This is a genomic window from Amycolatopsis sp. NPDC104819 (assembly GCF_055583145.1).
The window spans coordinates 130,247-153,425 of record NZ_JBVJON010000002.1 but is presented as its reverse complement, the minus strand read 5'-3'; the positions used below and the strand labels follow the sequence as shown (position 1 = coordinate 153,425).

Annotated in this window: 22 protein-coding genes; 15 read left to right on the top strand and 7 right to left on the bottom strand. The window is 71.4% G+C overall.

Translation table 11 applies throughout. The features are described from left to right. Window positions 1-45 precede the first annotated feature (45 nt). Both ACZ63E_RS05565 and ACZ63E_RS05560 read right to left on the bottom strand, forming a co-directional pair. Window positions 46-663 carry a hypothetical protein gene (locus tag ACZ63E_RS05565; RefSeq protein WP_465334574.1) on the bottom strand — a complete coding sequence of 206 codons (618 nt, stop codon included), beginning with the start codon at window positions 661-663 and terminating at the stop codon, window positions 46-48. Beyond that, window positions 660-1,838, bottom strand: a complete 1,179-nt coding sequence (locus ACZ63E_RS05560; protein WP_465334572.1) for an alpha/beta hydrolase fold domain-containing protein — start codon at window positions 1,836-1,838, stop codon at window positions 660-662. The genes ACZ63E_RS05565 and ACZ63E_RS05560 overlap by 4 nt, the downstream gene beginning before the upstream one ends. Window positions 1,839-1,881: 43 nt before the next feature. Between ACZ63E_RS05560 and ACZ63E_RS05555 the strand changes: the two genes are divergently transcribed. From ACZ63E_RS05555 to ACZ63E_RS05535, 5 genes are all read left to right on the top strand, one after another. Continuing rightward, a complete protein-coding gene (locus ACZ63E_RS05555; protein ID WP_465334571.1) occupies window positions 1,882-2,394 on the top strand; it encodes a hypothetical protein in 513 nt (170 codons plus the stop codon). Window positions 2,395-2,493: 99 nt separating this feature from the next. After that, the gene (locus ACZ63E_RS05550) at window positions 2,494-3,318 is read left to right on the top strand and encodes an alpha/beta fold hydrolase (protein WP_465334569.1); all 825 of its coding nucleotides are present in this window, start codon (window positions 2,494-2,496) and stop codon (window positions 3,316-3,318) included. Window positions 3,319-3,439: 121 nt separating this feature from the next. Next, complete coding sequence (locus ACZ63E_RS05545; protein WP_465334567.1) at window positions 3,440-5,734, top strand: GH92 family glycosyl hydrolase; 2,295 nt, start codon at window positions 3,440-3,442, stop codon at window positions 5,732-5,734. 132 nt (window positions 5,735-5,866) lie between these two features. Continuing rightward, on the top strand, window positions 5,867-7,210 hold the full coding sequence (locus ACZ63E_RS05540) for an MFS transporter (RefSeq protein ID WP_465334566.1): 1,344 nt from the start codon (window positions 5,867-5,869) through the stop codon (window positions 7,208-7,210). Next, window positions 7,207-7,959 (top strand): N-acyl homoserine lactonase family protein, encoded by a 753-nt coding sequence (locus ACZ63E_RS05535; protein ID WP_465334565.1) that lies wholly within the window; start codon window positions 7,207-7,209, stop codon window positions 7,957-7,959. The genes ACZ63E_RS05540 and ACZ63E_RS05535 overlap by 4 nt, the downstream gene beginning before the upstream one ends. On the opposite strand, the gene ACZ63E_RS05530 is transcribed toward ACZ63E_RS05535, so the two are convergent. Further along, window positions 7,937-8,587: a TetR/AcrR family transcriptional regulator gene (locus ACZ63E_RS05530; RefSeq protein WP_465313383.1), complete on the bottom strand. Its 651-nt coding sequence runs from the start codon at window positions 8,585-8,587 to the stop codon at window positions 7,937-7,939. The genes ACZ63E_RS05535 and ACZ63E_RS05530 overlap by 23 nt on opposite strands. A 115-nt stretch (window positions 8,588-8,702) precedes the next feature. Between ACZ63E_RS05530 and ACZ63E_RS05525 the strand changes: the two genes are divergently transcribed. Further along, window positions 8,703-9,740 carry a shikimate dehydrogenase gene (locus tag ACZ63E_RS05525; protein WP_465335497.1) on the top strand — a complete coding sequence of 346 codons (1,038 nt, stop codon included), beginning with the start codon at window positions 8,703-8,705 and terminating at the stop codon, window positions 9,738-9,740. Then, window positions 9,727-11,541 (top strand): bifunctional sugar phosphate isomerase/epimerase/4-hydroxyphenylpyruvate dioxygenase family protein, encoded by a 1,815-nt coding sequence (locus ACZ63E_RS05520; protein WP_465334563.1) that lies wholly within the window; start codon window positions 9,727-9,729, stop codon window positions 11,539-11,541. Before ACZ63E_RS05525 ends, ACZ63E_RS05520 begins: the two co-directional genes overlap by 14 nt. A gap of 3 nt (window positions 11,542-11,544) precedes the next feature. Here the strand turns inward: ACZ63E_RS05520 and ACZ63E_RS05515 are convergent, their stop codons facing one another. Together ACZ63E_RS05515 and ACZ63E_RS05510 are read right to left on the bottom strand one after the other, a co-directional pair. Beyond that, a complete protein-coding gene (locus ACZ63E_RS05515) occupies window positions 11,545-12,876 on the bottom strand; it encodes an MFS transporter (protein ID WP_465313381.1) in 1,332 nt (443 codons plus the stop codon). Further along, window positions 12,842-13,666, bottom strand: a complete 825-nt coding sequence (locus ACZ63E_RS05510; protein ID WP_465334561.1) for a MurR/RpiR family transcriptional regulator — start codon at window positions 13,664-13,666, stop codon at window positions 12,842-12,844. Before ACZ63E_RS05510 ends, ACZ63E_RS05515 begins: the two co-directional genes overlap by 35 nt. 74 nt (window positions 13,667-13,740) lie before the next feature. On the opposite strand from ACZ63E_RS05510, the gene ACZ63E_RS05505 reads away from it, so the two are divergent. From ACZ63E_RS05505 to ACZ63E_RS05480, 6 genes are all read left to right on the top strand, one after another. Further along, entirely contained in the window at window positions 13,741-15,183 is a 1,443-nt protein-coding gene (locus ACZ63E_RS05505; protein WP_465334559.1) for an aromatic amino acid ammonia-lyase, read from the top strand. 103 nt (window positions 15,184-15,286) lie between these two features. Next, window positions 15,287-16,012, top strand: coding sequence for a (Fe-S)-binding protein (locus ACZ63E_RS05500; RefSeq protein WP_465334557.1), 726 nt, complete (start codon window positions 15,287-15,289; stop codon window positions 16,010-16,012). A gap of 17 nt (window positions 16,013-16,029) precedes the next feature. Next, window positions 16,030-17,481 (top strand): lactate utilization protein B, encoded by a 1,452-nt coding sequence (locus ACZ63E_RS05495; protein WP_465335496.1) that lies wholly within the window; start codon window positions 16,030-16,032, stop codon window positions 17,479-17,481. Further along, a complete protein-coding gene (locus tag ACZ63E_RS05490; RefSeq protein ID WP_465334555.1) occupies window positions 17,478-18,047 on the top strand; it encodes a LutC/YkgG family protein in 570 nt (189 codons plus the stop codon). Before ACZ63E_RS05495 ends, ACZ63E_RS05490 begins: the two co-directional genes overlap by 4 nt. A gap of 213 nt (window positions 18,048-18,260) precedes the next feature. Next, window positions 18,261-20,243: an MGH1-like glycoside hydrolase domain-containing protein gene (locus tag ACZ63E_RS05485; protein WP_465334553.1), complete on the top strand. Its 1,983-nt coding sequence runs from the start codon at window positions 18,261-18,263 to the stop codon at window positions 20,241-20,243. A 112-nt stretch (window positions 20,244-20,355) separates the two neighbouring features. Next, window positions 20,356-20,718, top strand: a complete 363-nt coding sequence (locus ACZ63E_RS05480; protein WP_465334551.1) for a hypothetical protein — start codon at window positions 20,356-20,358, stop codon at window positions 20,716-20,718. Here ACZ63E_RS05480 and ACZ63E_RS05475 read toward each other — a convergent pair. Beyond that, window positions 20,667-21,287, bottom strand: a complete 621-nt coding sequence (locus ACZ63E_RS05475; RefSeq protein ID WP_465334549.1) for a LysE family translocator — start codon at window positions 21,285-21,287, stop codon at window positions 20,667-20,669. The two genes, ACZ63E_RS05480 and ACZ63E_RS05475, sit on opposite strands and share 52 nt — an antisense overlap. 126 nt (window positions 21,288-21,413) lie before the next feature. Here ACZ63E_RS05475 and ACZ63E_RS05470 point away from each other — a divergent pair, with 126 nt between their 5' ends. Next, entirely contained in the window at window positions 21,414-22,340 is a 927-nt protein-coding gene (locus ACZ63E_RS05470; RefSeq protein ID WP_465334547.1) for a LysR family transcriptional regulator, read from the top strand. Here ACZ63E_RS05470 and ACZ63E_RS05465 read toward each other — a convergent pair. After that, complete coding sequence (locus tag ACZ63E_RS05465) at window positions 22,312-22,680, bottom strand: VOC family protein (protein ID WP_465334545.1); 369 nt, start codon at window positions 22,678-22,680, stop codon at window positions 22,312-22,314. The genes ACZ63E_RS05470 and ACZ63E_RS05465 overlap by 29 nt on opposite strands. On the opposite strand from ACZ63E_RS05465, the gene ACZ63E_RS05460 reads away from it, so the two are divergent. After that, window positions 22,614-23,177 carry a TetR/AcrR family transcriptional regulator gene (locus ACZ63E_RS05460; RefSeq protein WP_465335495.1) on the top strand — a complete coding sequence of 188 codons (564 nt, stop codon included), beginning with the start codon at window positions 22,614-22,616 and terminating at the stop codon, window positions 23,175-23,177. The two genes, ACZ63E_RS05465 and ACZ63E_RS05460, sit on opposite strands and share 67 nt — an antisense overlap. Window positions 23,178-23,179: the final 2 nt, after the last annotated feature.

Below are 23,179 nucleotides of genomic sequence, written 5' to 3'. Positions count from 1 at the left end.
ACCGCTCCTTCCGCTCAGCTGCCGCCCACCCTAACGATCGGCCCCTCAGCGCCGGACGAGCTCTCGCCCGAGGTCGTCGCGCAGGTGGACCTCGACGAACACCCGCAGGTAGCGGTCGTTCGCGAGCGCGTCGAACGCGTCCACCAAGGACTGCTCCGGCGCTGCGGTCAGGTGCACGATCCGCCAGAGGTTGAGCGGGTCGTCCTCCGGGCCGCCGACCGAGTGCTCCACGTGGAAGATCGGCTGCCCTTCGCCGGCGGTGAAGACACGGCCGTCCGGCGCCTCGAAGCGTTCGGCGCCGAGGAAGAACGCGCGCCGGTTCTCGTGGTCGAGGCGCACGTGCTCGATGATCGTCGCGAACCGGTCCGGGGCGGCCCACAGCCGCTGGTCGGACACGCGGGTGAAGTCCTCGAACCGGCCGTGGCGCACGCTCGGGAACTTCTCGGCGCTGCCCGCCTTCACGACCGTGGGGATGTACTTGTCGGGCGCCGCGGCCTTGCGCACCTCCATGTCCCACAGCTGCGCGCCGGTGTAGGCGAACGGCGGCCGGACGTCGTAGCGCTCGCGCAGCACGGTGTTGACCCGGACCGGCGGAAGGTCGACCTTGGTGGCACCCGGCGCGGCCCAGGCCTGTTCGAAGACCGCTTCGTGGTCGAGTGTCATGCCCGCTCCTCGTGGCTGGTGACGGTTTCCTGGAGCCAGCCGGTGACCACCGGCCAGACGGGGTGGTCCGGGTGCACGACGTCGAAGTGGGTGCCGCCCTCGACCTCGACGTACCGCGCGGTGCCGCCTTCGCCGTTGATCTTCTCGGCGTAGCGACGGCTCCACTCGGCGGGAACGGCTTCGTCGGCGGTGCCGTGCACGGCGAGCACCGGGACACCGGCGTCGGCCAGTTCGAGCGGGGACGTCCAGGCGTAGTGCTCGGGCCGGTCGGCGAAGTGCCCGCCCAGCAGGAGTTTCACGATCCCGTCGCCGACGGCTTCGGCGACCGCGGGCCACGCTTCAGGCCGCGCCGGCTCGGGCGCGTCCTTGGGCGGCTCGGCCGCCGGGTCGGCGAGGACGACGCCGAACCCGGTGCTGTCGGCGGTCTTCAGGTCGAGCGCGCCGGCCAGCTCGACCACGCCGACCGGGGTGATCTTCGGGTTCGCGCCGGGGGCTTCCGGCGGCAGCCCACCGCGGTGCGCGGCCCAGGTGGCCAGGGTGCCGCCGGCGGAGTGCCCGAGGAGCACCACGCGACCGGTGTCGAGCGCCGGGTCCATGCCTTCGAGGGCGTCGATCGCGGCGGCGACGTCGAGGAAGGTGCCGGGCCAGCCACCGCCCGGCTCGCCGATCCGCCGGTACTCGGCGTTCCACACCGCGTACCCGCGCGCGACGAGGTCGTCGACGACGTCGGTGATCTGGCGGCGGTCCCACATCGCGGCCCAGTAACCGCCGTGGAGAACGGCCACGACCGGGAAGGGGCCGTCGCCTTCGGGCAGGTACAGCTCGCCGACCTGCGACGGCTCGGGTCCGTAGGCGACCGTGCGGACGGCGCGGCGGCCGTCCTCGGCGTCGTCGTAGCGAGCGCCGCGCTCGGCGCCGACCAGCGCGCCGATCGTGGCGAAGAACGCCCCGATCGCCGGCAGGTTCGCGCCCTTGGCCTTCGACTCGTCCCACGCGGCGTCGTCGGTCCACTCGACGAAGTCGAGCCAGGTCTGCTCGTCGAGGCGGACGAGGCGCGCGGACAGGAACCCGCGCCGGTCGGCCCGGAACGCCGCCACCATGCCCGGACGCGCGTCCAGCATCGCCTGCGTCTTCTCCGGCGCCACGGTGAACGTGGTCAGCTCGATGACCGACATCCTCAGCTCCTCACTTGGTCCAGATTCATGATAGTCATAATACATGACTAACTTGACGGGTGCGCCGAGGTTCGGGGTATCCCTGACGCCGGCACGGACCTGGCGCGGATCCGCGCCAGCGCCGTGGCGGCCGAAGAAGGCGGGCTCGTATCCGGACACCTTCGTGGTGCTCGGCCAGGTGCCGGCGGCCGCGCGCACGCTGTGCGTCTTCCCGAACGTCGCCACCTGCCCCTGCGGCCGCCCTCGGTGCTCGCGAAGACGGCGGCCGCGCTCGACGTCGTGTCCCCGGCGGGCGGTTCGAGCCTGGCCCTCGGCGCGGGCGGGTACTGGGACGCCATCAGCCGCCGCGTACCTGCCCTGCGAGAAGTGGCCCGAAGCCCACCGCCTGATCGACGACGCGGCCGTGGCCGTGGCCGCGGGACGCGACCCCGCGTCGGTCCGCCGGATCGCGCACGTGGTCGGCACGATCACCGCGACAACCGGCCGGTTGTCGGCCGAAACCGGCGCCGCGCCCGTGCGCGGAACGGCCGGGCAGTGGGCCGAACTGCTGGCGTGAGCCGATCCCGCCGGAAATCGAGCCGTTCGGGCCTGTCCGCGGCGCACCGCGCGGTGGAGCATCGGCACGTCCTGTCGGCACCCGGAAGGGAGAACTGAGATGCCGGTGCTCACCACCGACGACGGTGTGGAGATCTTCTACAAGGACTGGGGTTCGGGGCAGCCGATCGTCTTCAGCCACGGCTGGCCGCTGTCCGCGGACGACTGGGACGGCCAGATGCTGTTCTTCGCCCGGCACGGCTACCGCGTCATCGCCCACGACCGCCGGGGCCACGGCCGCTCGGCGCAGGTCGGCGACGGCCACGACATGGACCACTACGCCGACGACCTGGCCGCGGTGACCGCGCACCTCGACCTGCACGACGCCGTCCACATCGGACACTCGACCGGTGGCGGCGAAGTGGTCCGCTACCTCGCGCGCCACGGCGAGTCGCGGGTGGTCAAGGCCGTCCTCATCAGCGCGGTCCCGCCCTTGATGCTGCAGACCGACGCCAACCCCGGCGGCCTGCCCCTGAGCGTCTTCGACGACCTGCAGGCGCAGCTCGCGGCGAACCGCTCGGTGTTCTACCTTTCGCTGGCGGCGGGCCCGTTCTACGGCTACAACCGGCCCGGCGTCGAAAAGTCCGAGGCGATCGTCCGGAACTGGTGGCGCCAGGGCATGGAAGGCGGTGCGAAGGCCCACTACGACGGCATCGTCGCGTTCTCGCAGACGGACTTCACCGGGGACCTCGGGAAGATCACCGTGCCGACGCTGGTCATGCACGGCGACGACGACCAGATCGTCCCCTACGCCGACTCGGCGCCGCTCACCGCCGGGCTCCTCGCGAACAGCACGCTCAAGACCTACCCGGGCTTCCCCCACGGCATGCCGACCACCGAGGCCGAGACGATCAACGCCGACCTGCTGGAGTTCATCCGGTCCTGACCCCGGGTGCCGGACACGCATCGGACAGAAACAGCCAGACATCGGATGTCTGGGTTGACCTGCTCGGCTTGCTCGGCCAGGGTGCTGGTGTCAGCGTGGCACGGCCGAAGGGTGGGACGGCATGGCGGAGCAGCCGGGTTCTCTTTCCAGGCGCGGGTTTCTGGCCGGTGCGGGCGGGGTGCTCGCCGCGACCGCCGTGCCGGGGACGGCGGCCGCGGCGCTCGTCGGAACCGGAGGCCGTCCCGCCTCGGTCAGCGAGATCGATCCGATGATCGGGGCGGTCACCACGGCGGCCGACACGGCGTGCGGGAAGACGTTCCCGGGCGCGGTCGCGCCGTTCGGCCTGGTGCAGCTGAGCCCGGACACCGTGTCCGGCGGGGACAACGGCAGCGGTTACTCCGCCGAGATGACCACCATCGAGGGGTTCAGCTTCCTCCACCTGTCCGGCGTCGGCTGTTACGGCGACCTCGGCAACCTCCAGGTCCTGCCGCAGACCGGCCCGCTGGTGACCGGCCGCGACGAGGCGAAGAGCCCGTACCGCAAGGAAACCGAGGTCGCGCGCGCCGGGTACTACGCCGTCGAGCTGGACCGCTACCGCGTCCGCGCCGAGCTGACCGCCACCGAGCGCGCCGGGCTCCTGCGGTTCACCTTCCACGACGCCGGGACCGGCCGGGTCAAGGTCGACCTGACCCGCCGCATCGGGCCCGACGGCTCGCATTCGATCGCGCAGCACGTCCGGCAGGCCGACCCGACGACCGTCGAAGGGTGGCTGCGCTGCGACCACACCGGCGGCGGCTGGGGCTGCGGCGCCCAAAGCCCCGCCTACACGGTGTACTTCGTGCTGAAGTTCGCGCAGCCGGTCGCCGTCTTCGGTACCTGGGACGGCGCCGACGTCCGCACGGACCTGACCGAGCGCGACGGGACCGCGCTGGGGTTCTTCGCCGAGTTCCCCGTCCACGCCGGTCAGCAGGTGCCGGTCAAGGCGGGCGTCTCGTTCGTCGACCTCGACGGCGCGCGGCGGAACCTCCGGCACGACCTGCCGGGCTGGGGCTTCGACGCCGCCGCGGCCGGCGCGCGGCGCACGTGGGCGCAGGCGCTGGACAAGGTCGTCGTCGAAGGCGGCACGGCGCAGCAGCGGCAGATCTTCGAAACCGCGCTCTACCACTCGATGATCGACCCGCGGCTGTTCGGCGACGTCGACGGCCGCCACCGCGTCGGCGACACCGCGCCGGTGCGAGACGGCGTCACGCACCGCACGTTGTTCAGCGGCTGGGACGTCTTCCGCGCGCAGTTCCCGTTGCTCACCATCGTCAACCCGGCCGTGGTCGAGGAGACGATCGCGTCGCTGGTCTCGCTCACCGACGCCGGGCACGTGCGCGGCCTGGCGCGCTGGGAGCTGCTCGGCAAGGACACCGACACCATGCTCGGCGACGCCGCGGTGAACGTGATCGCCGAGGCCTACCTCAAGGGGCTGCGCGGTTTCGACGTCGAGAAGGCCTACCGCTTCTGCCGCGAAGTGGCGCTCGGCCCCGCGGCGCGCTCGAACCGCACGGACTTCGGGAACTGGTCCACGCTCGGCTACTGCGTCACCTACAGCCTCTCGGCGACGCTCGAAAACGCGTACACGGACTACGCGCTCGCGCGGTTCGCGGAAGCGCTCGGCAAGCATGACGACGCTGCCCGGCTGTATGCGTCGTCGCAGAACTACCGGCACCTCTTCAAACCGGAGGCCGGCTGGTTCCGCGGCCGCAACGCCGACGGCACCTGGATGGGCGACACCGACGGCTGCATCGAGAGCAACCCCGAGCAGCAGGGCTGGTTCGTGCCGCACGACGTCGGCGGGCTCATCGGCCTGGCCGGCGGGCGCGCGGCGTTCGTCGCGCGGCTGAACGGCATCTTCGAGCGGACGCCGCCCGAGCAGATGATGAAGTGGAACGAGAACTACAACCACAGCAACGAACCCGTGCAGCAGATGCCGTTCATGTTCACCCACGCGGGCGCGCCGTGGCTGACGCAGAAGTGGTCCCGGTACGTCTGCGAAAACGCTTACCGCACGGGCCCGACGGGGCTGGCCGGCAACGACGACGCCGGGCAGATGTCGGCCTGGTACGTCCTCGCGGCGGCGGGCTTCTACCCGGTTTCCCCGGCGAGCGGGGTGTACGTGCTCGGCAGCCCGGTCTTCGACCGCGTCCGCCTGGCGACGGGGCGGGGGAGGACCTTCACGGTGCGCGCAATCGGGAACGCGCCGGACCGCGTGTATGTCTCGGCGGCGACGTTGAACGGCAAGCCGTTGCACCGTGCGTGGCTCACGCACGACGAGGTGGTCCGCGGTGGTGAGCTGGTTCTTCGCATGAGCGCGACGCCGGACCGGGCGTGGGGCGCGGCGACCCCGCCGCCGTCGCTGACCACCGGCTGAGGTCGATCACCAGGCGCAACTCGCCCTTGACAACTCCGCGGGCGCCGTTCAATCTCTCTAATTAACCGTACGGTTCATACCGGACTGGTTAGTTACCTGGACTGCGACGGCGCACCCACGGAGGAGACTGACGTGACCGATCGTCCGAACGGCACCGCCCCGCCCGTGGGCCGGCCGGCCAAAGCGGCACTGGCCGCCTGGATCGGCAGCGCGCTCGAGTACTACGACTTCTTCATCTACGGCACGGCGGCCGCGCTGGTCTTCAACAAGATCTTCTTCCCGGCCTCGTCCCCGGCGACCGGCACGCTGCTGGCGTTGTCAACCTTCGGGGTCGGGTACGTGTCCCGCCCGCTCGGCGCGCTGCTGCTGGGGCACCTCGGTGACAAGTTCGGCCGCAAGCGGGTCCTGCTGGCCACGCTCCTGCTGATGGGGCTGTCCACGGTGCTCGTCGGCTGCCTGCCCGGGTACGGCACCGTCGGGGTCGCCGCGCCGATCCTGCTGGTCCTGCTGCGGTTGCTGCAGGGCCTCTCCGCCGGGGGTGAGCAGGCCAGCGCCAACTCGATGAGCCTCGAGCACTCCCCGGAACACCGGCGCGCGTACTACACGAGCTTCACCCTCAGCGGCACGCAGGCCGGGCAGATCATCGCGACGGCGGTGTTCCTGCCGGTCGCCGCGCTGCCGCAGGACGCGCTGCTGTCCTGGGGCTGGCGGGTGCCGTTCTGGCTCAGCGCCGTCGTGGTGCTGGTCGGGTACTACATCCGCCGTTCGCTGGAGGAAACCCCGGTGTTCCAGCAGGAGGTCGCGAGCGGCGAAGTCGCCAAGATGCCGCTGGCCGTGCTGCTGCGCGACCACTGGGCCGACGTCCTGCGCGTCGTCGTGGCGGCGCTGATCGCCTCGGTCAGCACGATCTTCACCGTCTACGCGCTCAGCTACGCGGTGAACACCGTGGGCCTGAGCCGGACGCCGATGCTGTGGGTCGGCGTGCTGGCCAACGTCGCCGCCGTGGTCACGATCCCGTTGTGGGCCAAGTTCTCCGACCGCGTCGGGCGCAAGCGGATCTTCGTCGCCGGATCGCTGGGCTGCGCGATCCTGATCTTCCCGTACCTCGGCGCGATCGCCTCCGGCAGCTACCTGTGGATCTTCGTGGTCGGCATCGGGATGTTCGGCATCGTCTACACCGCGACGAGCGCCGTGTGGCCGTCGTTCTACGGCGAGATGTTCCCGGCGCGGGTGCGCCTGTCGGGCACCGCGATCGGCACCCAAATCGGGTTCGCGATCAGCGGTTTCCTGCCGACGATCGCCGTCGGCGTGGCGGGGACCGGCCGGGGCGCGTGGCTGGGTGTCGCCGTCTTCACCGCGGCGCTGTGCCTGGTCAACGTGATCGCCGTGGCCACCGGACGGGAGACCTACCGGGTGCCGACCGCGCAGCTGGGCCGCAAGGACCCAGTCCGGAACGAGGTCAGCGTCCCGCAGTGAGCGAGTTCGAGGTCTACGCGCTCTGCTACGGCAGGCGGAACGGGTTCCGCGGAGAGCACTTCCTGGGCTACGACGGGAATTCCGCGGAACCCCACCCGACCGCCTACTACGTCTGGCTGGCGGTGTCGCCGGAGCACACGGTGCTCATCGATGCGGGCATCCGGGCGGCGCGGGCGCGGGAAGTCCCCGGGCTGGACTACGTCGAGCCCGGCCGGCTGCTCGCCGGGCTCGGGGCGGCCCCGGACATCGTCGTCCTCACGCACCTGCACTACGACCACTGCGGCACGGTCGCCGACTTCCCGGATGCGCGGTGCGTGGTCCAGCAGTCCGAAGTGGACTACTGGACCGGCCCGTGGGCGAAGCGGATCGCGCGGGAGCGGTGGTTGCTCGACGAAGTGGCGCTCGAGGACCTGTGCGCCGACCCGGTCGACGGCGACGCCGAAGTGGTGCCTGGGTTGAGCGTCCACCTCGTCGGCGGGCACACAGCCGGGATGCAGGTCGTCCGGGTCGAGACGGCGGGCGGCCCGGTCGTGCTGGCTTCGGACGCCGCCCACTTCCATGAGAACCTCGAAGACGACCGCCCGGCGCCGCTGCTGCATTCGATGCCCGGCGTGTACGCCGCCTTCGACCGCGTCCGCGAACTGGCCGGCTCCGGCATCGTCGTGCCGGGCCACGACCCCGGGGTGCTGAGCCGGTACCCGCTGGTGGCGGACCGGATCGTGCGGCTCAGCGCGTCGTCAGGTAGCTGACGAGCAGGTCGGCGACCATGCGCCGGTGGTGGTCGCGGTGCGCCGGGTCCAGCATGTCGCGCCCGAAGATGGCGTTGAAGGTGTAGCGGTTCGCGGTGCGGAACACGCAGAACGCGCTGATGGCCATGTGGACGTCGAGCGCGTCGACGTCTTCGCGGAACTGCCCGGCTTCGCGGCCGCGGGCGAGGATGCGGGTGAGCACGTCGAGCGCCGGGTTGGCCAGGTTGGACAGCGCGGTCGAGCGGGCGATGTGCTCGGCGCGGTGGATGTTCTCGATGCTGACCAGCCGCACGAAGTCGGGGTGGGACTCGTGGTGGTCGAAGGTGAGCCCGGCGAGCTGCCGGATCGCCTCGGCGGGGTCGAGGTGGTCGACGTCGAGGTGCTGCTCGAGCGACCGGATGACGGTGTAGGCGCGTTCGAGCACCTCGACGAAGAGCTGGTCCTTGTTGGTGAAGTAGTAGTAGATCATCCGCTTGGTGGTCCGGGTCTTCGCGGCGATCTCGTCCACCCGCGCGCCGTCGAAGCCCTTTTCGGCGAACTCGCGGGCGGCGGTGTCGAGGATCTCGGCGCGGGTGCGGTCCGCGTCGCGGGTGCGCTTCGCCACCTCTTCCGACGATGGTGCTGCCACGGGCGTCCTTCCTCGCTTCGGCTGGTCGTGCCCACTCTAGGACGTCCGAGCTCTTCACGGCGGGAGCCACGTGAGGTAACGTACTGGTTCGTACATTAAGGGAGGGTCGGTGTCTTTGTCTTCGGCGATCGAGGCGATCCACGCCCAGGCGGCCCGCGCAACGCCGGCCACGGTGCTCACGGGCCTGATCGGCACGGGCATCGGGCCGTCGCTGAGCCCACCGCTGCACGAAACGGAGGCCCGCCGGCTGGGGCTGGATCTGGTGTACCCGAGGTTCGACCTCGACGAGCACGCGGTCCCGGCCACGGCGGTGGGTTCCCTGGTGGCCGCGGCGCGCGACGCGGGGTACCGCGGGCTCAACATCACGCATCCCTGCAAGCAGGTGGTGCTGGAGTCGTTGGACGAGCTGTCCCCGGACGCGGCCGCCCTGGCGGCGGTGAACACGGTCGTCTTCCGCGACGGCCGGGCGATCGGCCACAACACGGACTGGTCGGGTTTCGCTCGTGGGCTCCGGGTGGGGTTGCCGGGGGTGGCGTTGGAGTCGGTGGTGGTGCTCGGCGCGGGTGGCGCCGGTGCGGCGGTGGCTTACGGCCTGCTGACGGCCGGAGCCGGGCATGTACGGGTGTTCGACCTGGACGGTGAGCGGGCTGCGGAACTGGCGGTTGCGCTCGCCGGTCGGTTCGGGGTGGATCGGGTGTCCGCGGGGGCGGGGCTGGTGATCGGCGGTGGGGGAACGGGTTCTGCGGCAGCGGATCTCGCGCCCGCAGGCCGCTTCGGCCCGGACCGGGTGTCCGCGGGAGCGGGCGCGATCTCGACCATGGACTTCGCGACCGCGATCACCGCCGCCGACGGGCTGGTGCACGCCACCCCCACCGGCATGGCCGCCCACCCCGGTCTCCCTTTCCCCTCCTCCCTGCTCCGCCCCGACCTCTGGATCGCCGAGGTCGTCTACCGCCCCCTCGAAACCGAGCTCGTCCGCACCGCCCGCGCGCTCGGGGCCCGGGTGCTCGACGGCGGCCGGATGGCCGTCTTCCAGGCCGCCGAGGCCTTCACCCTCTTCACCGGCGCCGAACCCGATGCCGCGCGGATGCTGCGTCACCTCGGCGCCCTCACCGGAACTCCCGAAAGGCAGCCCGCCGATGTCCTCGACTGAGCCGCGCCGTTCGATCGCCACCGTCTGCCTCTCCGGCACCCTCGAAGACAAGCTGACCGCGGCCGCCCGCGCCGGGTTCGACGGTGTCGAGATCTTCGAAAACGACCTCGTCGCCTCGTCGTGGTCGGTCAAGGAGATCCGGGACCACTGCGCCGAGCTGGGTCTCTCGATCGACCTCTACCAGCCCTTCCGCGACTTCGAAGCCGTCCCGCCCGCCGTGCTGCGCCAGAACCTCCGGCGCGCCGAGCTGAAGTTCGACGTCATGGCCGAGCTCGGCGCCGACACCATGCTGGTGTGCTCGTCGGTGTCACCGGACGCGGTCGACGACGACGATCTCGCCGCCGAGCAGCTCCACCTGCTCGCCGAGCACGCCGCCGCCCGCGGGATCCGGATCGCCTACGAGGCCCTCGCCTGGGGCCGGTTCGTCAACACCTACGAACACTCGTGGCGCATCGTGCGCCGCGCCGCGCACCCCGCGCTCGGGCTGTGCCTGGACAGCTTCCACATCCTCTCGCGCGGCAGCGACCCGGCCGCGATCCGCACGATTCCCGGCGACAAGCTGTTCTTCCTGCAGCTGGCCGACGCGCCGCGGCTGCAGATGGACGTCCTGCAGTGGAGCCGGCACCACCGGCTCTTCCCCGGCCAGGGCGCGTTCGACCTGACCGCCTTCACCGGGCACGTGCTCGCGGCCGGCTACTCCGGGCCGCTGTCGCTCGAGGTGTTCAACGACGTCTTCCGCCAGGCCGACCCGGCGCCGGCGGCCGTCGACGCCATGCGGTCGCTGCTGGCGCTGCAGGAAACCCTCGGTGTCACCGACCTGCCGCCCGCTCCGGCGCTCGCCGGGCACGCCTTCGTCGAGCTGGCCGTCGACGACACCGCCGAGCCCGAACTCGCGAAAGCGTTGCAGGGAATGGGTTTCACCGAGACGGGCGCGCATCGGTCCAAGCCCGTCCGGCTGTGGCAGCAGGGTGACGCGCGGATCCTGCTCAACGGCTCCGGGGCCGCGGGCGCGTCGGTCGGCGCGGTCGCCGTCGAGAGCGCGGACCCGGTCGCCTCGGCCCGCCGGGCCCAGCGGCTGCTCGCCCCGATCCTGCCGCGCAGCCACCGCGCGGACGAGGCGGACCTGGCGGCGATCGCCGCCCCGGACGGGACGTCGCTCTTCTTCTGCCGCACCGCCGGCAAAACCGGCTGGCTGGGCGACTTCACGGTGACCGAGACGCCGGGCCCGGGCGCCGGCGTGACCGGGATCGACCACCTCGCCCTGACCCAGCCCTTCGACCACTTCGACGAGGCCGCGCTCTTCTACCGCGCGGTCCTCGGACTTGCACCCGAGCCGGTGACGGAGTTCGCCGCGCCGTTCGGGCTGGTGCGCAGCCGCACCGTGACCGACACCTCCGGCCGCGTCCGCATCGCGCTCGAAGCGGCCCTGCTCCGCCGCGGCGACTGGGCGCCCGGCGTGCGCGAGCCGCAGCGCGTCGCGGTGACCACCGGTGACGCGCTGGCGAGCGCCCGCCGGATGCGCGAGCTCGGGGCGCCGCTGCTGGACATTCCCGGGAATTACTACGACGACCTCGACGCGCGCCTGGCCCCCGATCCCGAGCTGCTCGCCGCGCTGCGACAGCAGTCCGTGCTCTACGACCGCGACGAACACGGCGAGCTGCTGCACTTCTTCACGGTCGTCCTCGGCGGCCGCGTCTTCTTCCAAGTCGTGCAGCGGATCGGCGGGTACGCCGGTGACGGCGCCGCGAACTCGCCGGTCCGGATGGCGGCGCACCGGCGGCAGCGCGAGGCGGCCGCGTAACCCTCAGTCCAGCATGGAGTTCTTCGTCTCCGGCGCCCACTTCACCGACACCACCAGACCCACGACCAGCACGAGCGTCAGGATCAGCATCGTCGGGGAGAACCCGATCCCGTCCAGGGCCAGCGGGAGCAGGAACGTGCCGATGGCCGAGCCGATGCGGCTCAAGCCGTTCAGCAGGCCCACGCCCGAGCTGCGCAGGTCCGTCGGGAACAGCTCCGGCGGGTACACCTGGTCGAGGTTCACCGCCGCCGACATGGTGAAGGTGAAGACCAGGAACAGCGGGAACAGCAGCGCCGTCGGGGCGTCCGGCCAGACGGCCATCGGGGCCATCGACACGATGAGCACCACGAACGACCAGATGGTAAGGCCGCGGCGGCTCATCTTCGCCACCAGCCACAGCCCGCCGAGGCTGCCCAGCAGGAGGAACAGGTTGAGCAGGCCGTCGCTGGTCGTGTCCTCCTCGCCGATGCCGATCTTGAGCAGCACCAGCGGCAGGAACGTGTAGATCGCGAAGTACGGGATCACCTGGGCGTTGTAGAAGATCGCGCCGAACGCCGTGGCGCGCCGGTACTTCGGGCCGAACAGCTCGCGGTACTTCGCGCGCCGCTCCGGGCGGTGGGTGGCCACGAGCTGGTCGAACGCCGCTTCGTCGCCACGCAGCCGGCGCACGACGGCGCGGGCCTGCTCGAGGCGGCCCTGCGTGAGCAACCACCGAGGTGACTCCGGGACGCCGATGCGCAGCAGCACCACGGCGATCGCGGGCACACAGCTGGTCGCCAGCAGCCACCGCCACGAGTCGTCGCTGAGCGAGACCAGGTAGTTGCCCAGGAAGAACGCCGCGACGTACCCGACGGTCCACAACACCGTCAGCGAAGCCAAGAGCCCGCCGCGGTACTTGCGCGGCACGAACTCGGCGACGAGCGTCGGCCCGAGCGCGTAGTCCGCGCCGATGCCTATCCCGATCAACAGCCGCAGGACGAACAGCTGCACTGGGTCCTGGACGAAGAACTCCGCCGCCGAGGCGACGGCGATCAGCAGGAAGTCCAAAGTGTACAGCCGCTGCCGGCCGATCTTGTCCGCCGCCCAGCCCACGAGCACACTGCCGAGGAAGATCCCGATCAGCGCCGACGCGCCGAGCAGGCCCTCCCACACCGTGCCGAAACCGAGCCGCGAGGCGATCACGGGCAGGGCGATGCTGATGATGCCCAGCTCGTAGCCGTCGGAGTAGTTGGCGCAGAACGTCAACGCCGTGATGCGCAGGTGGAACCGGTTGAGGGGGACGTCGTCGAACGCCGTGACCTCACTCGGGGACGAAGAGGTCGTGCTCTGCGGCATAGTCTTCGAAGCCTTCCAGTCGTTGCCGGGCCGTGGCGCCGGCCGCGTCGGCCATCGCCTCGACCAGCGCCACGGTCAGCGAGACGACCGCGGCGTGGGAGTCGAACACGAACTCCGACGCGACACCCGCGCTCAGCACGTCGTCGGCGTGCGGGGTGAGCGCCGTGACGGGCCGGTCCGTGATCAGGAGGGTGCGCAGGCCCAGCGTGCGGGCGTCGTCGAGCGCGGCCAGGCTCTCCCGCGGGTAGCGGGGGAGCGCGACCAGAACGAGGGACCGCGCGCCGCACCGGTGGGCGTGGCGCAGGGAGTCGCCGAACACGCTGCCGGAGTCGGTCAGCAGCCGGACGTCCGGGTGGATCTTCCTGGCCAGGTAGGCGAAGGACGCCGCCTGCGCCGAGGAGACGCGGTAGCCCGCCACGGCGAGCGGGTCCGAGTCCATCAGCCCCGCGGCGATGGCGCGCAGCCGCGTGTCGTCGGCCAGCTGGGCCCGCAACGCCGCGAGGGTGCGCAGGTCGGCGTCGATGGCCTCCTGGAACTTGTTGCCGCCCGGCTCGGGCGCGGGCTCGGCCGAGGCCTCCCGCAGGTAGCGGCGGAACCCGGCGTACCCGTCGAACCCGAGGAGCGCGACGAACCGGGTGACCGACGGCTGGCTGACCTGCGCGTACTCGGCGAGCTCGGCGCTGGTGAGCGCCACGGCCTCGGCCGCGTGGTCGGCGAGGTAGCTGGCGATGCGCCGCTGCGCCGGGGTCAGCCGGTGGGCGGTGAGCAGCTCGTGCAGCGACCGGGGCACCCGGGTCTCCTTGTGTGAATGAGTAGTTTCATGCCACCTTAAGAATGAATGAAAACTTGTCAAGAGAGGTGGCGATGACCGACACCAACCGCATCGAGATCACCGGCGCCGGCCTCCGGTGCGCCGACGTCGTGCGCGTGGCCCGGCGCAGCGCGTCGACCGAGCTCGGCGCCGACGCGGTGAAGCAGGCGGAGTCGAGCTACCAGCTGGCCGTGGAGCTGGGCGCGAAGCGCGCGGTGTACGGCCGCACGACCGGCGTCGGCGCCAACCGGCACACCGTCGTCGACCCGGAGTCCGCCGACCACCACGGCCTGCGCCTGCTGCGCAGCCACGCGGGCGGCACCGGCGAGCCGCTGCCCGACGACGCCGTGCGCGCGGTGATGGCGATCCGCCTCAACCAGCTCGCCGCCGGTGGCAGCGGCGTGCACCCCCGGCTGCTGGAGGTGCTGCAGACGGCGTTGCGCGTCGGCGCGCTCCCGCACGTCCACTCGCGCGGCGCGATCGGCACCGGCGACCTCGCCCAGCTCGCCGAGATCGCCCTGACGCTGGCGGGGGAGCTCCCGTGGGCGGCGGGTGACCTGGACCCGGTCGCGATCAGCCCGGGCGACGCGCTCGCGTTCATCTCCAGCAACGCCGCCACGCTCGGCGAGGCGGTGCTCGCCTGGCACGACCTGAGCCGGCTGCTGGCGGCGAGCCACGTCGTCACGGCGTTGACGTTCTGCGCACTCGGCGGTTCGGCCGAGGCGTATTCGGAGCGCGTGCACGCCGCGCGCCCGCACCCCGGGGCCGTCCGGTGCGCGGCGGAACTGCGCCGCCTGCTGACGGGCGTCGCGGAGGGACGGCGGCTGCAGGACCCGTTCGGGCTGCGTGCGTTCCCGCAGGTGCAAGGCCCGGCACTGGACGCCGCGGCCGCGGTCGAGCGGGTGCTGGCCATCGACATCAACGCCGCCGCGGAGAACCCGCTGATCGACGTCGAGACCGAGCAGGCGTACCACCACGGCCAGTTTTCGACAGCCCACGTGGCGCTGGCCTTCGACCAGCTCCGGGCGGCATTGCACCACGTCGCGGAGCTGTCCACCGCCCGGCTCGGCGACCTGGTGGAGCCGGACCTGAGCGGCCTGCCGCCGTTCCTCGCCGAGGGGCCGGCGGGCAGCTCGGGGATCATGATCCTGGAGTACGTCGCGCACGACGCGCTGGGAACGCTGCGCCACGCGGCCTCCCCGGTCACCCTCGGCACCGCGGTGATCTCCCGCGGGCTGGAGGACCACGCGAGCTTCTCGACGCACGCGGTCCGCAGCACGGTCGCCGCCACGGCGGCGTACCGGACGGTGCTGGCGTGCGAGCTGCTCGGCGCGGTGCGGGCGTTGCGCCTGGCGGGGACGTCGTTGCCCGACACGCCGTTGCGGGAGGCGTTCCGCCTTGCCGATGGGGGCCTTCCGCACATCCCGGAGGACCACCCGCTCAGTGCGGAGGTCAAGCAGGCCGAGCGTCTCTTGGACCGGCTCGCGGTGCTGTGAGCAGGATATATTGAAACGATTTAGCGAGAATTGACCAGATGTGCCCGGCGGGGTACTTTCGGTCCGCCCAGGTTGTGAAACCTTTCAATCACGAGGAGGCGCCGTGAAGGTCGCCGTGCTGGTCACGTGCGTCAACGACGCCCTCTTCCCGGACACCGGCAAGGCGGTCTTCCGGCTGCTGCGCCGGCTCGGGGTCGACGCCGACTTCCCCGCCGCGCAGACCTGTTGTGCCCAGCCGATGGTCAACACCGGCTACCTCGACGAAGCCGTGCCGGTGGTGCGGACCTTCGTCGACGCCTTCGAGGGGTACGACACGATCGTCACGCCGTCCGGCTCGTGCGCCGGTTCGGTGCGCCACCAGCATTCGATCGTCGCGCGCCGTGCCGGTGACGAGCGGCTGGCCTCGGCCGGGCCGCGGGTCTACGAGCTGAGTGAGTTCCTCGTCGACGTCCTCGGGGTCACCGACGTCAACGCCTACTTCCCGCACCGCGTCACCTACCACCCGACCTGCCACTCGCTGCGGATGCTCGGCGTCGGCGACAAACCCCTGCGGCTGCTGCGGAAGGTGCGCGGCCTGGACCTCGTCGAGCTGCCCGCGGCCGACGAGTGCTGCGGTTTCGGCGGCACGTTCGCGGTGAAGAACGCCGAGACGTCGACGGCGATGGGCGCGGACAAGGCCCGCCACGTCCGCGCCACCGGCGCCGAAGTGCTGGTGGCGGGGGACAACTCGTGCCTGCTGCACATCGGCGGCCTGCTCTCGCGCGAACGCGGCGGCGTCCGGGTGATGCACCTGGCCGACGTGCTCGCCTCGACCGAGGAGGACGCGTGAGCGCCACGTTCGTCGGCATGCCCGCGTTTCCCGAAGCGGCGCGGAAGGCGCTTGCCGACACCCAGCTGCGCCGCAACCTCGCCCACGCCACCGGCACGATCCGCGCCAAGCGCGCGGCGGTCGTCGGTGAGGTCGAAGAGTGGGAGGAGCTGCGCCTGGCCGGCGCGGCGATCAAGGACAACACGCTGCGCCGCCTCGACGAGCACCTGCTGAAGCTGGAGGAGTCCCTGCAGGCCCGCGGCGCGACGGTGCACTGGGCGCGCGACGCGGCGGAGGCGTGCGAGATCGTCGCGAAGATCGCGCACACCCACGGCGTCGACGAGGTTGTGAAGGTCAAGTCGATGGCCACCCAGGAGATCGGCCTCAACGAGGCGCTCGCCGGCCAAGGCGTGACGGCGTGGGAGACCGACCTGGCGGAGCTGATCGTCCAGCTCGGCGACGACCTCCCGAGCCACATCCTGGTCCCGGCGATCCACCGCAACCGAGCGGAGATCCGCGAAATCTTCCGCCGCGGCATGGCCGGCGCGGGCCGCCCCGCGCCGGCTGATTTGTCGGACGACCCAGCAGACCTGGCCGCGGCGGCGAGGCTGCACCTGAGGGAGAAGTTCCTCCGGGCCCGCATGGCGGTGTCCGGCGCGAACTTCGCGGTGGCCGAGACCGGAACGCTCGTGGTCGTCGAGTCCGAGGGCAACGGCCGCATGTGCCTGACGCTGCCGGAGGTGCTGGTCTCGGTGGTCGGCATCGAGAAGCTGGTGCCGACGTGGGCGGACCTCGACGTGTTCCTCCAGCTGCTCCCGAGGTCGAGCACGGGCGAGCGGATGAACCCGTACACATCAACGTGGTCAGGGATAACACCGGGCGACGGCCCCCAGGAGATGCACGTGGTGCTGCTGGACAACGGCCGCACCCGAGCCCTGGCCGACGAGGTGGGCCGCCAGGCCCTGCGCTGCATCCGCTGTTCGGCGTGCCTGAACGTCTGCCCGGTGTACGAACGCACGGGCGGCCACGCGTACGGATCGGTCTACCCGGGCCCGATCGGAGCAATCCTCAACCCGCTGCTCAAGGGAGTCGGCGTCGACGACCAGACGGATTCCCTCCCGTACGCGTCAAGCCTCTGCGGCGCGTGCTTCGAGGCGTGCCCGGTCCGCATCGACATCCCCGAGGTCCTGGTCCATCTGCGCGCAAAGGTGGTCGACGCCCACCGCGAAGGCGTCCCGAAACCCGAGGCGGTGGCGATGAAGTCGGCGGCATGGCTGCTGTCGGACGCCCGACGTCTGACCAGAGCCGAACGCGGCCTGGGCATCGCACACTCGTTCCTGACCCGCTTCGGACGCCGAGTGCTCCCGGGTGGCCGCCGAGCCGTGGGCCGCCTCCCGTGGCCGGGCTCCCTGTGGACCAACGCCCGCGATCTGCCCGCACCACCCAAGGAGTCGTTCCGCTCGTGGTGGCGAAGGGGAGGCCGATCGTGAACGCACGCGAGGAAATCCTGGCCGCGGTCCGCGGAGCACTACGAGAAGCGGACCGCACGGAAACCCCGGTCCCGCGCGCCTACCGATCGACCACGACGCCGGACATGGTGAACCTGTTCGCCGAGCGGGTAGCGGACTACCGCGCAACGGTGACCCGCTGCACAACGCCCGAACTCCCGAAGGCAATCCGCACGGCACTGGGCCCGGCAAGCAAGGTGTTGGTGCCCGAGGGTTTCCCGATCAAGGTAGAGGGCACCACCGACCTGGACACGGTCGACGCGGTCGTAACCACGGCAACGTTGGGCATAGCAACAACAGGAACGTTGGTGCTGGACCACGGCCCAGGCCAGGGCAGACGAGCATTGACCCTGCTCCCAGACGTGCATGTGTGCGTACTGGAGGAGGACCGAATAGTGCCAGGAGTTCCGCAGGCGATAGCGGCACTGGACCCAGGACGCCCCCAGACCTGGATCAGCGGCCCAAGCGCAACGAGCGACATAGAGCTGACGAGGGTGGAAGGCGTCCATGGCCCCAGAACCCTGCACGTGATCATCGTCCAGAAGTAAGAGAAGACGCGAGGAACCAACAAAACCCGGGAAGCACCCACCCCCACCCCAGCTTCGGGGTGCAGCCACCGAACAAGGAACCACTGACAGAACCGGACAGAATCCCGACAACACCCAGAACCCCATGGTGCAATGATCTCCGGCCCCGGAAGCCTCCCGGAGCCGGGAGAGGCCCTCGGCATGAGTCGACGAATAGCGCTCGTCCTCCTAGCCTTGTCCACGACGGTAATCGCCGCGGCGCCAGCGAAAGCGGAGCCCACCACACCGTCCCTGGAGTTCACGAACCCCAACAGCCAAACGCTGTTCGCAACGGCATACAACACCGCCCTGAACAACCTCCTGACCACGAACACGATGGCCTACAACGCCACGTACAACAAATCCGGCCTACTGGACCCCACAGCCGGCATCATCCGAGCAGGCGGCGGATACAACCAGCCGTGGACCCGAGACGCATCGATCAACAGCTGGAACGCAACAAGCCTCCTGTCCCCACCGACGGCCCAGAACACCCTCTGGGCGGTAGTGGACAAGGACACCACCGGCGCCCTCCAGGTCCAACAGGACGACCAACAGTGGGACCAGGTCATCTGGGTAACGGCAGCCTGGAACCACTACCTGGTCACCGGCAACCGCGAGTTCCTCAACAACGCCTACCGCACCGCAGGCAACACTCTCACCATCCGAGAACACGCCACCACAGCGGGGTTCAACCCGAAGTACGGCCTGTTCACCGGAGCATCGTTCTTCAACGACGGAATCGCGGGCTACCCCGCACCGCCCGCAGACGCGACCGAGTCGGTGAGCACCGGCAGCATGCCCTGGCCGGGAGTAGCAACCGGCATGTACCTGAGCACGAACGAGGTCTACTACGCGGCATACGTGAACGCGGCAAACATGGCCGACCAGCTGGGACAGCGGAGCGAAGCCTCCGCCTACCGGACCAAGGCGGCAGCACTGAAGACCGCCATCAACCGCAACTTCTGGAACCGCACCACCGGCCTGTACGACTACCAGCTGCTGGCGGACGGCACCCGAGGCGCCTACCAGGAGGGCACCGGACTGTCCTTCGCGATCCTCTTCGGCGTAGCAGACCCCACCCAGACGCGGTCGATCCTCACGCACACCCGGGAAATGCCCTGGGGCATCCCCGACACATACCCGAACTGGGACCGCTACTCCGACACGCAACCCGGCCGGCACAACGCGATCGTCTGGCCACTGGTCCAAGGCCTATGGGCAAAAGCACTGGCCAAACAAGGCGACCAGAGCTCCTTCGCATCGGAAACAGCACGCCTGGCGAAACTCGCGAACAACAACAGCGGCTTCTGGGAGATCTACAACGGCACCACGGGGGTAGTGGACGGCGGCTGGCAGCGCCTCGGCGACACGGTGAAGTTCCACTGGGGCTCCCAACCCGACCAGACCTGGTCGGCGACGGCGTTCCTCGACATGATCCACAGCGGGCTGTTCGGCCTGACGTTCACCGACCACGGCCTGACGCTCGCACCGGACCTGCCCGCGGGCTGGGGCGACGTCACGCTGCGGAACCTGCGTTACCGCGACGCCGACCTGACGATCACCCTGCGCGGCGCGGGCACCAGGATCCGCTCGGTGACCCTCGACGGCCGGCCGTCCCACGCTGAGATCCCGGCAACGCTCAAGGGCGCGCACACCGTCGAGATCACCCTCACCGGCGCGGCCGGCGGTGACCGCGACGGCGACCAGGTGCCCGACGCGAGCGACCGCTGCGCCGACACCGCGGGCACCGTCGCCGGCTGCCCCGCACCGGCCCACCTCGAAGCCGAAGACGCCCGAAACACCGGCGGGGTGAAGACGAACGACAACCACACGGGCTACTCCGGGCGGGCGTTCGTCGACGGGCTCTGGGCCGAGGGCGCGGCGTCGTCGTTCACGCTGCACCGCGCGTCGGCCGGTCCGGAGTCCGGCGCGCTGACCCTGCGGTACGCGAACGCCAACGGCGACGCACGCACGATGACGCTGTCGGTCGACGGGCGGCCCGTGCGGCAGGTGAGCTTCCCGAAGGTGTCCGACAGCTGGGACACCTGGGGCACGGTGACCGTCGGCGACCTGCCCCTGAGCGGCCGGGACCCGGTGGTCACGCTCTCGTACGCGCCAGGGGACACGGGCCGGATCAACCTCGACTGGCTCGAGTACCGTCACCCGGTCCGGTGAATGCGGGCACCCGGCCGTCATTTCGGCGGCGGGGAGCCCTCATGTCGGGTGTTGCGGTGGCCGGGCGGCACGCCCCCCGACCGGCCGGCCACCGCGCACGCATACTGGAGGGGTGAGCGAACCGATCCCGCTGTTCCCGGTCACCCGGGTCGACCCGGAGCGGTTCGCGGCCGCGCAGCACCGCCTGTTCACCGGCATGCGCCTGCACATCGGCCGGTCGGGCATCGCCCACCGGGTCGCGTGGGTGCCCTGGCTGGACGAGCTGACCCTGCCGGCGCCCGCGTGTCACCAGGGCTGGTCGGGAGTCGGCGCGGCGGGGGAGATCACCCCGACCCACGGCCCGGTCAGCTGCCGCAAGTGCCTGCGCCTCGGCGGTGAGCCCGACGACCCCGGCCAGCACACCCTCTTCGCCCTGCCGGAGTCTCAGCGCGCCGGGGAACCGGTGAGCACCGCCCAGCCGGCCAAGCCGAAGTAGGCCAAGCCCTCGAACCGGGGTTGCGCGGCGCCGATCCGCGGCCGGCGGCGCAGCCACCCGCCGATCGCGCCCGACGCGCACGCGAACGCCAGGTCCCAGGCCGCTCCGAGGACCCAGAACACCGCGCCCAGGACCAGGATCTGGCCCGCCGCCGAACCGCGGTCCGGGTGGATGAACTGCGGCAGGAACGCCAGGAAGAAGACCAGCATCTTGGGGTTCGCCAGCCCGACGACCAGCCCTCGGCCGATCGACCCGGCGACCGCCGCGCCGGACGCGGTGGGCGGGCCCGCGCGCCAGGCCTGGACGCCGAGCACCACCAGGTAACCGGCGCCGGCCCAGCGGACGACGTCGAACGCCACCGTAGATGTCGCCACCAGCGCGGACAGGCCGGTCGCGGCCAGCAGGACCCGGACGAGCGACGCCGTTTCGATCCCCGCGGCGGCGGCCAGCGCGGCCCGGCGGCCGTGCCCGACGCCCTGTGCGAGCAGGAAGAAGTTCGACGGGCCCGGCACGAGCACGATGCCCGCCGAGACGAGCGCGAACGCGATCAGCGTCTGCTGCGTGGGCATTCCCGGAAGCTCCGTTCGTCACGTCGGCGAGCGCTCTGCTCGCCGACGCCCACGGTCGCGTGCCGGTCAGTGCAGCACAAGCGAATGTTCCTACCGGACCGTTAAGTGACGCTGTACGCTCCCCGCATGCTGGACATGCGGCACCTGCGGGCCCTGCACGCCGTGGTGGCCACGGGGTCGGTCCGCGGCGCGGCCGCGAGGCTCGGCTACACGCCGTCGGCGATCAGCCAGCACATCACCGCGCTGGAACGCCGGACCGGCACGGCGTTGCTCGAGCCCGCGGGCCGAGGCGTGCGGCCCACCGCGGCCGGGGAGCTGCTCGCGCGGCACGCCGGCGGCCTCCTGGACCAGCTCGCCGAGGCCGAAGCGGCGCTCGCCGCGTTGACCGCGGGGGAGCTGGGTGTGCTGCGGCTCGCGTCGTTCGCCACCGCCGGGGCGGAGCTCGTGCCGCCCGCGCTCGCGCGGATCCGGGCCGGGCTGCCCGGCCTGGAGATCAGCCTGCGCAGCGCCGAAACCGAGCACGCGCTCGGGCTCCTGCGCCAGGGTGAGCTGGACCTGGCCGTGATCGAAGCCCACGACTTCCCCGAGCCGGACGGCGGGCTGACCTACCACCGGCTGTGTGCCGACCCGTTCCGGATCGTCCTGCCTCGCGGCCACCGGCTCGCCGCCAAGCGCACGGTCACGCTCGCCGACACCGCCGCCGAACCGTGGATCGACATCAGGTGTGAGATCGGCTGCTGCCGTGAGGCCACCACGGCGGCCTTCGAGACGGCCGGCTTCGAGCCGCACCGGGCGATCGAGGCCGACGAATACTGGCCAGCGCAAGGGTTTGTGGCCGCCGGGCTCGGGCTGGCCCTGATCCCCGCGCTGGCGCTCGGCGTGCTCCACACCGGCGTTGTCGTGCGGCGGCTGGCGCACCCGGCCGAGCCCGTCCGGCACGTCCTGGCCGCCACCCGCCCCGCGGTCGACGGCACCACGCCGGTCCGCACGATGGTCGCCGCCCTCCGCACCGAAGCCGGGGCGCCTACCGCGCAGGCTGGACCAGCTCGATGAGGTTGCCTTCCGGGTCCTTGACGTAGCCGAACCGCGCGCCCGGCTGGACGGCGTCGGCCGGCGGCCACACCGCTTGCGCGCCCGCGCCGGTCAGGTGGCCGTACGTCGTCTCGAGGTCGTCGACTTCGAGGGCCCAATGGCCGTAACCCTGGGCGCGCAGGGCGTCCATCGGGTCGGTGAACGTCTGCGCGCGCCCGGAACCCGAGCGGGCGATCAGCTCGATCCGGAGACCGCCGGCGGCTTGCAGGACGGTGGTCCGGACACCACGGCAACCTGCGCTCCGAGCTGCTGGACCTGGCGGAACGCGCGCTGGAGGACGGCGGCGTCGAGGGGTTGTCACTACGCGGCCTGGCCCGGGAGCTGGGGGTCAGTCACAGCGCGCCGCGGCAGCACTTCGCCGACAAGCGGGCGCTGCTGGACGCGCTCGCGTTGCGCGGGCTGGAGCGGCTCGGCGCCGAGCTGGACGACGGCCTGGCTCGGGCGCAGGGCGGCTTCGAAGAGCGGCTGACGGCGTTCGCCCGCAGCTACGTCGGGTTCGCATCCCGGCGTCCGGCGTTGCTCGCGCTGGTGTTCGCGCACAAGGACAACCCGGCCCGCCCGGAGCTGCGGGCGGCGAACGAGCGGACGTTCGCGGCCCCGGCCGCCCTGATCGACGGCGCGCGGGAACGCGGTGAGATCGTCGCCGACCACCCCGACCGGGTCGCGATGGCCGTGCTGGCCGTCCTGCAGGGCCTCGCGTCGGTCGTCACCGGCGGCCTGATCGGCGACCGTTCGCCGGACGCCGTGGTGGCCGGGACGGTGCACACCCTGGTGGCCGGCCTGCGGCCCCGGGACTGACG

Excerpts from the sequence above, each read along its gene's own strand:
- ACZ63E_RS05565 (WP_465334574.1), bottom strand. The coding sequence starts at position 663 with ATGACACTCGACCACGAAGCGGTCTTCGAACAGGCCTGGGCCGCGCCG.
- ACZ63E_RS05560 (WP_465334572.1), bottom strand. The coding sequence starts at position 1,838 with ATGTCGGTCATCGAGCTGACCACGTTCACCGTGGCGCCGGAGAAGACG.
- ACZ63E_RS05555 (WP_465334571.1), top strand. The coding sequence starts at position 1,882 with ATGACTAACTTGACGGGTGCGCCGAGGTTCGGGGTATCCCTGACGCCG.
- ACZ63E_RS05550 (WP_465334569.1), top strand. The coding sequence starts at position 2,494 with ATGCCGGTGCTCACCACCGACGACGGTGTGGAGATCTTCTACAAGGAC.
- ACZ63E_RS05545 (WP_465334567.1), top strand. The coding sequence starts at position 3,440 with ATGGCGGAGCAGCCGGGTTCTCTTTCCAGGCGCGGGTTTCTGGCCGGT.
- ACZ63E_RS05520 (WP_465334563.1), top strand. The coding sequence starts at position 9,727 with ATGTCCTCGACTGAGCCGCGCCGTTCGATCGCCACCGTCTGCCTCTCC.
- ACZ63E_RS05515 (WP_465313381.1), bottom strand. The coding sequence starts at position 12,876 with ATGCCGCAGAGCACGACCTCTTCGTCCCCGAGTGAGGTCACGGCGTTC.
- ACZ63E_RS05505 (WP_465334559.1), top strand. The coding sequence starts at position 13,741 with ATGACCGACACCAACCGCATCGAGATCACCGGCGCCGGCCTCCGGTGC.
- ACZ63E_RS05495 (WP_465335496.1), top strand. The coding sequence starts at position 16,030 with ATGCCCGCGTTTCCCGAAGCGGCGCGGAAGGCGCTTGCCGACACCCAG.
- ACZ63E_RS05475 (WP_465334549.1), bottom strand. The coding sequence starts at position 21,287 with ATGCCCACGCAGCAGACGCTGATCGCGTTCGCGCTCGTCTCGGCGGGC.
- ACZ63E_RS05470 (WP_465334547.1), top strand. The coding sequence starts at position 21,414 with ATGCTGGACATGCGGCACCTGCGGGCCCTGCACGCCGTGGTGGCCACG.